We start from the raw sequence: 6,724 nt of genomic DNA, 5'->3' as shown, positions 1-6,724 counted from the left end.
ATATGTTGGCTGCTGTAGCAATCGTACTTTCAGGAATACCGCACGGAACGCTTTAGGTCAGTTTGGCGCCTCAAGGTAGGCGATAACGTCTGCGCGCTTTTGTGCATCCGGCAAGCCGGCGTACATCATCTTTGTTCCGGGTATCACACGCTGCGGTTTTTCGAGGTGCTGGTTTAGCTTTTCTTTCGTCCAAACAAAGCCGCTATTTGCATTAGCGGACGAATACGAGAATCCCGGAACTGTTCCGGCCATGCGGCCAATTATACCGTTTAAGGATGGGCCAATTTTGTTCACTCCCGCATCCGTTGCATGGCACGCGCTGCACTGCGCAAAAACGGCCTTTCCATTCGCAGCATTGCCAACGAAATTTTGTAACATCGTGCCATCAAGTGTCGTGACATCTGATGCAGCTAACGCTGCCGGCTTCTCAACCACGGCGACCTCGTCAGGCTGACTTACCGAACCATCGGAGCAAGCGGCAACTATTGCAGAGCATATCACCACCAAAGCTATTGCTTTTGCCTTCAGCATTTTTTCCTCCAAATTCTCAGTTCAAAATATAGTTCGGCGGTGGTGTATTGCATTTCCTGCGGCCGCATCACTTCCGTTTGCAAAATACGCACGCCCAGATCAACCCTACTCAACATGCGTATTTTCCGCGCCAGTCTCCTTTAGCACTTTGTGGCGGAGACGGCTTACAAACAGATATATCAACAACATGACCGGCAAAGTTACCGCACCCATGATTATGTCGGTTGAGTGGTCCGTGTCGATAGCCGCAATGCCCTTTGTCATATAGGCGATCAACCCTACCAGATAATATGCAGCGGCAATGACCGACAGCCCTTCAACCAATGTTTGAAGGCGGAACTGGAGTTGCGTTGAGCGCTCCATTGATCGCATCAGTCCAAGATTCTGCGCTTTGATCCGGCTGTCGATCCGCACATCAAGCGTGTGCATAACGCCCGATATACGTTCGGCAATATCTCCCAGTCGCTGACGGAATACCGAACAGGTGCGCGATGCGGGCACCAGCCGTCGTTCCGTGAAATCGGTGAGGCTCTGAAAATTAAGTATCGGTTGAACATCAAGCGACGCCAGCCGGTCTGCGGCAACTTCCGCATACGCGGCCGTCGCGCTCAGTCGGAAGCTTGTTGCTGATCGAATAAGTTCCAACTCTGATGAAATGCCTGCAAGGTCGTTCAACAAAACCTCGTCATCTTCATCCGCCAATGCCACACGCCGGGCATGGTCAGACAGGCGATGTTCAAGCTGGTCAAGCTGCGGACCATATTGCTGCACTACAGGAAAGCCAAGCAAGGCCAGGTTCCTGTAATTGCCAAGTTCTTGGACGCGCTGGATGATGCGGCCGCGCTCTCCTTCACCTAAATCTCCAGCCGTTATAAGCAACCGGCCGTAGCCATCGCCATGAATGCTGAAATCTGACCAGAGGCGAATTCCGGAATTAATGTCGCAACACACCATTTCGTCCTTCGAAATTCCGATCGCCGACAAATCCGCTTCAATATTTATGCTATCTGGAACAACCCGGATTTGCGTCGCCCGAACAACGCCGCCCGGCCAGTTCTCAAGCCATTGAATATAATTGTGCCGCACGGGATCCGGAATATCAGTCGGGAAAATAAGCGTTAGGGTGCTAGCTTCGGTATGCCGTTCCCATAAGAAATATATGCCTGAAACCGTGTGCCCGGAACCGTGCCGCGCTGCGAGCGTCCAATCGTCAAAATCGGGTCGCGCATTTATCAGCCACTGGTCTTCACTGCTGCGTTCGGCGGGTTCGATTAATCGAACCACCTGATAGATTTCACAATTGGCGCGAACCGGCGCAAAACGGCGTAGCCGCATCTCGTCAACAGCCCATCTACGCAGCGGATGTTCAGTAAAGCTCATGGCCGAATAATCGCACACAATTTGTGAAAGTCCATACGCTTAAATACGGTAGTATAATGAGAAAAATGACCAGTCCCTGGGTGCGCGACGCGTTGCCGGTTTAATGTTTTCAGCAATGGTCAGCCAGGTCGTAATCGCGCATCGGGCTGCGGGCATTCAGATGCGCCTAACGCTACAGAAAAGCGTAACCGCAATAAGCCGGTTTAGCTTTCAAAACTCCCTGCGGAAAAGTGGAGGCCCGAGCCGGAATCGAACCGGCGTGCAAGGATTTGCAGTCCTCTGCGTCACCACTCCGCCATCGGGCCCCTAAACAACAACTTGCCAGATCAGCATGCCATCATGTGGTGAAGGCGGGCATTTAGCGACTTGCCCAATTCAATGCAACCGGCAATCTGGTAGGCAAATTGCGCCATTGTGCTATGTGCGCCACAACCCGTGGAAAAAGTTGTTATTTGCAACCATAAATAGGGCGTTCGTCTGAATCCTGCTTGGCGCGAGTCACAAGGCTCGGTAGAGAACCTATCAAAGGCTGTATTGCGTTTGCAACACAGCCGTGCCACACGGCCGAAAGATTAATGGAAATATCCGATGGAATCAGTAAATTTCGAAGATATGCGTCGCGCGATGGTGGATAGCCAATTACGCACCAGCGGCGTAAATGACGCATGGGTAGTCGCTGCGATGGGCAGCGTGCCGCGCGAGGATTATGTGCCTGCAGCCCACCGGACGACTGCTTATATGGACCGTTCGATCCTGTTGGATGACGGCTCGATACTGAATCCCGCCGTATCGACAGCAATGCTGCTTCAGGCAGCAGAAGTGCGCACGGACGATGTCGTGTTGCTCGTCGGGAAAGACAATGGCTACGTCGCTGACATTTTAAAGTCGCGGGTACGAACTATCACGGCTGTTGCCTCGGACAGATTAAGCCAAGAGCAGACTGGTGGACCATTTTCACTCATCATTATCGATGGTGCGGCAGAAGAACTGCCGCCTGTTCTGTTGGGCTTGGCAGCCGAAGGTGCGCGCATGGTCACTGGTGTGATTGAAGGCGCGGTGACTCGATTAGCCAAAGGTTATGTGCATAAAGGAAAAGTCGCATTGAAGTCATTTGTCGACAGTGAAATAGCTGCCATCCCGGGTTTTGCCCGCAAGCCGGAGTTCGTGTTTTGAGCGGGCGGGGCTTCATTATGATAGCGCTGCTTGCGTCGACCGGCTTAGCCGCGCCTGCGGCAGCGGACACCCTTCGTGGTGCGTTGGTTTCGGCGTATGAAACCAACCCTAACCTTACAGCGGCCCGCGAAGGACAGCGCGCCACAAATGAAGGTGTACCATTGGCAAAAGCCAATGGTCGACCACGCATGACAGTGCAGCCGACATATATTGAAAATGTTCTTCAGGATGGCGGCGCATCGGTTGTTCAAGCGCGCGGCGTCAGCATTAATGGTACGATTTCCGCACCGTTATACGCCGGCGGTGGCATTAAAAACGCCGTTCGCGCAGCAGAAAATCGAGTCGAGGCAGGGTTCGCAAATTTGCGTGGCACCGAAAGCGCAATCTTCTCCGCAGTCGTCGGTGCCTACATGGATGTCATCCGCGATGAATCTATCGTAGACCTAAACCGCGCCCAAGTTGGCGTGCTATCAGTCAATCTTGATGCCACACGCGACCGTTTCGAAATCGGCGACCTGACCCGCACTGACGTTGCCCAGTCCGAAGCGCGACTGGCGCTTGCCACGAGCAACATGGAAACGGCACGCGCTAACCTTATTCGCTCAAAAGAGAACTATATCCAACTGGTAGGCCACGAACCTGGGCAACTTCAAGCACCGCCGCCGTTGCCCAATCTGCCGTCGACACCCGACGGTGCGGTGACAGTCGCGCTGGAAAGCAACCCCGACCTGATCGCTGCACGTGAGTCGCGGCAAGCTGCGGGCTTTGATCGTCGCGCTGCAAACGCTTCTCGGCTTCCCTCGGTAAGTGTTTTTACCTCGCCTGCCTATAGTAACGCCTTGGGCTCAATCTCATCAAATATTCCGGGGTTTAGAGCCGACAATAGCGCACTGAGTGCGCAGGCTGGCGTCCGCGCTACTCTGCCCCTTTATCTGGGTGGGCAACCCGCTGCGCAAATCCGTCAGGCACAAGCCCGCCTTGGTCAAGCCCAAGAGCTGGAGATCGCTGCGGAGCGCGAGGCAATTGCGCAAACCCGTGCTTCGTACGCAAGTTGGCGCGCGGCGCTTGAGGTGATTGCAGCGTCCGAACGCGCCGTGTCAGCGAACGAACTCTCACTTGAAGGCACCCGCGCCGAAAACGGGGTCGGTAATCGCACAATTTTGGACATTTTGAACGCTGAGCAGGAATTGCTGAACAGCAAGGTTCAGCTCGTTGCTGCAAGCCGCAATGCCTATGTGGCTGGGTTCACTTTGCTCGCCGCGATGGGCAAAGCCGAAGCGCGAGACCTTGGCCTTGAAGGGGGCGCGTTATACGACCCTGTTGCCGACTATAATAAAGTCGAGGGGGCTTGGAACGATTGGTCATCTCAACCCGATCCTGTCGCGAAGTCGACCCGCACCGTTGACACTGCGGCACAAAAAGCGGACATAGAACCTATTCTTAACAACGGTAAAGAGCGTTAAACGACGCCAAGAGGCACAACATATGGCTGATGGCCGGAACGAACCTTCGATGGACGAGATATTGTCGTCTATCAAACGCATCATCACTGATGACGACCAAAACCGCCCCGCGGCCAAACGCCACGCTAAAACGGCGGCGGACGACAAGGATGAGAGCGAGATCCTTGAACTGACCGAAGCAGCCAAAAACACAACGCGCGACGATGTTCTGCTGGATGATACTAAGGCCCAAAGTCTTCGACATAGCTTTTCAGCGTTGCAGACCTTATCCGAGCCCGGTGCGGCCCCGCAAATCGTCCGGTCGGGGGAAACTTCGCTTGAAGGACTAACGCGCGATTTGCTTCGTCCAATGCTGAAAGATTGGCTCGACGCCCATTTGCCACCAATTGTCGAGGCGATGGTTGAGCGCGAGATCATGCGGATCACTAAAAAAGGCTAATGAAGGGTGCCGGTCCTCGATCTGTGACCCGGCCAATTTTTCTTGTATTGGCGGCCGCCCTGTCCCTTGCCCCAAGCGCGCTCCTTGCCAACGACATCTATCTAGAGGCTGGCCGCCTCATTGACGTTCAGGCTGGTAACGTCCTTACGGGTCAATGCATCAGCATCACCGATGACAAGATCACTGCCATCGCCTCCTGTGGCCCGACGCCAAAAGGCGCCGAAAGCGTCGATTGGTCCGGCTTCACTGTCCTTCCCGGATTAATTGACCTGCACACCCATCTGGCCGACGCAGGGCAAAGCGCAGACCTTGCCCTTCCGTTAAAGACATCGCCCGCTGCGACTGCATTAATTGGCGCGCATAACGCGCGGCTGACGTTAGAAGCTGGCTTCACAACTGTGCGTGACGTCGGCACCTATCGTGGCCTGACCGACATGGCGTTGCGGGACGCCATAAATGCGGGGCATGTCCCTGGCCCGCGCATGTTTGTCGCTGGCGCATATATCACTATTCCAAAAGGCGGCGGGGAATTAAACGGCGTCATCCCCAATGATCAGCTTCCGTCCGATATGCGCCTTGGCGTTGCCAGCACGCCTGAAGAAGCCGCAGCGAAGACTGCCTTTTTGATCGAACAAGGTGCGGACTTCATCAAAACGATCGCTACCGGCGCCGTGCTCGCCATTGGCACTGAGCCCGGTGAACCAGAAATGACCGAAGACCAGCTGCGCGCCGTTGTGGAAACCGCGCGGGCAAAGGGGGTGTTCGTAACCGCCCACGCCCATGGCGCCGTCGGCATAAAAAATGCAATCAGGGCGGGCGTCCGATCGATTGAACATGCCAGCCTTATTGATGATGAAGCATTAGCTATGGCGAAAGCCAGCGGCACATGGCTTGTCATGGATATCTATAATGGCGACTATATAGACGACATTGGCACCAAAGAGGGCTGGCCCGAAGAATATCTGCGTAAAAATCGAGAGACCACCGATGTCCAGCGTGTCGGATTTACGAAGGCTGTGAAGAGAGGCGTGAAGCTTGCTTACGGCACCGACAGCGGCGTTTATCCCCATGGGCAAAACGCGAAGCAATTTGCGTATATGGTGCGCTATGGCATGACCCCGATGCAAGCTATCCAAAGCGCGACGATCCGTGCTGCCGAATTGTTGGGGAAAGAGAAAATGTTGGGTGCAATTGCTGCAGGACGTTTCGCTGACCTTGTCGCCGTAAAAGAAAACCCTTTGACCAACATTACGGCGTTGGAGCATATTGCGCTGGTTATGAAGGACGGCAAAATAGTGCATTGACGGCGCGCGATCGGCGCCCCTTTCGTATGTTTTGCATTTGCAATTTTCTTGCTTGCCGCCTTTTCGCTGACTAGCGTTCGGCGTATGAAAAAAACCTTCCTGCTTGCCGCCCTGCTGGGCATCTCCGTCATCTCGCTTGGCGGCCTTTCCACTGACGCCTTCGCGCGTCCCATGACCGAAACCGACCTTGTGATGATGAAGCGGCTATCGGCTGTGGCAGCATCTCCAGATGGAATGATGCTCGCGTACCAATTGCGCAAGACCGACTTGGAAGCGAATAAGGGCAAGACTGACCTCTATATACTAAAACTCGGCACGACCGGCGCGCAGCCAGTGATATTTGCATCGAAGCCAGATAAGAACGAGCAAGACCCCGCCTTTGCGCCAGATGGCAAAAGCATATTCTACATCAGCAACGAAAGCGGTTCGGATCA

6 protein-coding genes, 1 tRNA gene and 1 pseudogene are annotated in these 6,724 nt (G+C 54.4%); 5 read left to right on the top strand and 3 right to left on the bottom strand.

The features are described from left to right. Nucleotides 1-57 precede the first annotated feature (57 nt). From QE270_RS03245 to QE270_RS03235, 3 genes are all read right to left on the bottom strand, one after another. On the bottom strand, nucleotides 58-531 hold the full coding sequence (locus QE270_RS03245) for a cytochrome c family protein (RefSeq protein ID WP_300035095.1): 474 nt from the start codon (nucleotides 529-531) through the stop codon (nucleotides 58-60). Nucleotides 532-636: 105 nt separating this feature from the next. Continuing rightward, nucleotides 637-1,911 carry a DUF3422 domain-containing protein gene (locus QE270_RS03240; protein WP_300035092.1) on the bottom strand — a complete coding sequence of 425 codons (1,275 nt, stop codon included), beginning with the start codon at nucleotides 1,909-1,911 and terminating at the stop codon, nucleotides 637-639. Nucleotides 1,912-2,142: 231 nt separating this feature from the next. After that, nucleotides 2,143-2,216: transfer RNA gene (locus QE270_RS03235), tRNA-Cys, on the bottom strand. Nucleotides 2,217-2,499: 283 nt separating this feature from the next. Between QE270_RS03235 and QE270_RS03230 the strand changes: the two genes are divergently transcribed. From QE270_RS03230 to QE270_RS03210, 5 genes and pseudogenes are all read left to right on the top strand, one after another. Then, entirely contained in the window at nucleotides 2,500-3,084 is a 585-nt protein-coding gene (locus tag QE270_RS03230) for a protein-L-isoaspartate O-methyltransferase (protein WP_300035089.1), read from the top strand. A gap of 17 nt (nucleotides 3,085-3,101) precedes the next feature. Next, nucleotides 3,102-4,547, top strand: a complete 1,446-nt coding sequence (locus tag QE270_RS03225) for a TolC family outer membrane protein (protein ID WP_300035086.1) — start codon at nucleotides 3,102-3,104, stop codon at nucleotides 4,545-4,547. 22 nt (nucleotides 4,548-4,569) lie between these two features. Further along, a complete protein-coding gene (locus tag QE270_RS03220) occupies nucleotides 4,570-4,986 on the top strand; it encodes a DUF2497 domain-containing protein (protein WP_300035083.1) in 417 nt (138 codons plus the stop codon). Between the two features lie 23 nt (nucleotides 4,987-5,009). Continuing rightward, entirely contained in the window at nucleotides 5,010-6,290 is a 1,281-nt protein-coding gene (locus QE270_RS03215; RefSeq protein ID WP_300035080.1) for an amidohydrolase family protein, read from the top strand. Between the two features lie 84 nt (nucleotides 6,291-6,374). Continuing rightward, nucleotides 6,375-6,724: pseudogene (locus QE270_RS03210) on the top strand (S9 family peptidase); the annotation flags it as partial.

It is taken from the genome of Sphingorhabdus sp. (assembly GCF_029865925.1).
Classification (GTDB): Bacteria; Pseudomonadota; Alphaproteobacteria; order Sphingomonadales; family Sphingomonadaceae; genus Sphingorhabdus_B.
Note: the sequence above shows the minus strand (reverse complement) of the source record. Positions and strands in the feature narration are given on the sequence as shown.

Coding starts and splice junctions, on each gene's coding strand:
- QE270_RS03230 (WP_300035089.1), top strand. CDS start 2,500: ATGGAATCAGTAAATTTCGAAGATATGCGTCGCGCGATGGTGGATAGC.
- QE270_RS03225 (WP_300035086.1), top strand. CDS start 3,102: ATGATAGCGCTGCTTGCGTCGACCGGCTTAGCCGCGCCTGCGGCAGCG.
- QE270_RS03245 (WP_300035095.1), bottom strand. CDS start 531: ATGCTGAAGGCAAAAGCAATAGCTTTGGTGGTGATATGCTCTGCAATA.
- QE270_RS03220 (WP_300035083.1), top strand. CDS start 4,570: ATGGCTGATGGCCGGAACGAACCTTCGATGGACGAGATATTGTCGTCT.
- QE270_RS03240 (WP_300035092.1), bottom strand. CDS start 1,911: ATGAGCTTTACTGAACATCCGCTGCGTAGATGGGCTGTTGACGAGATG.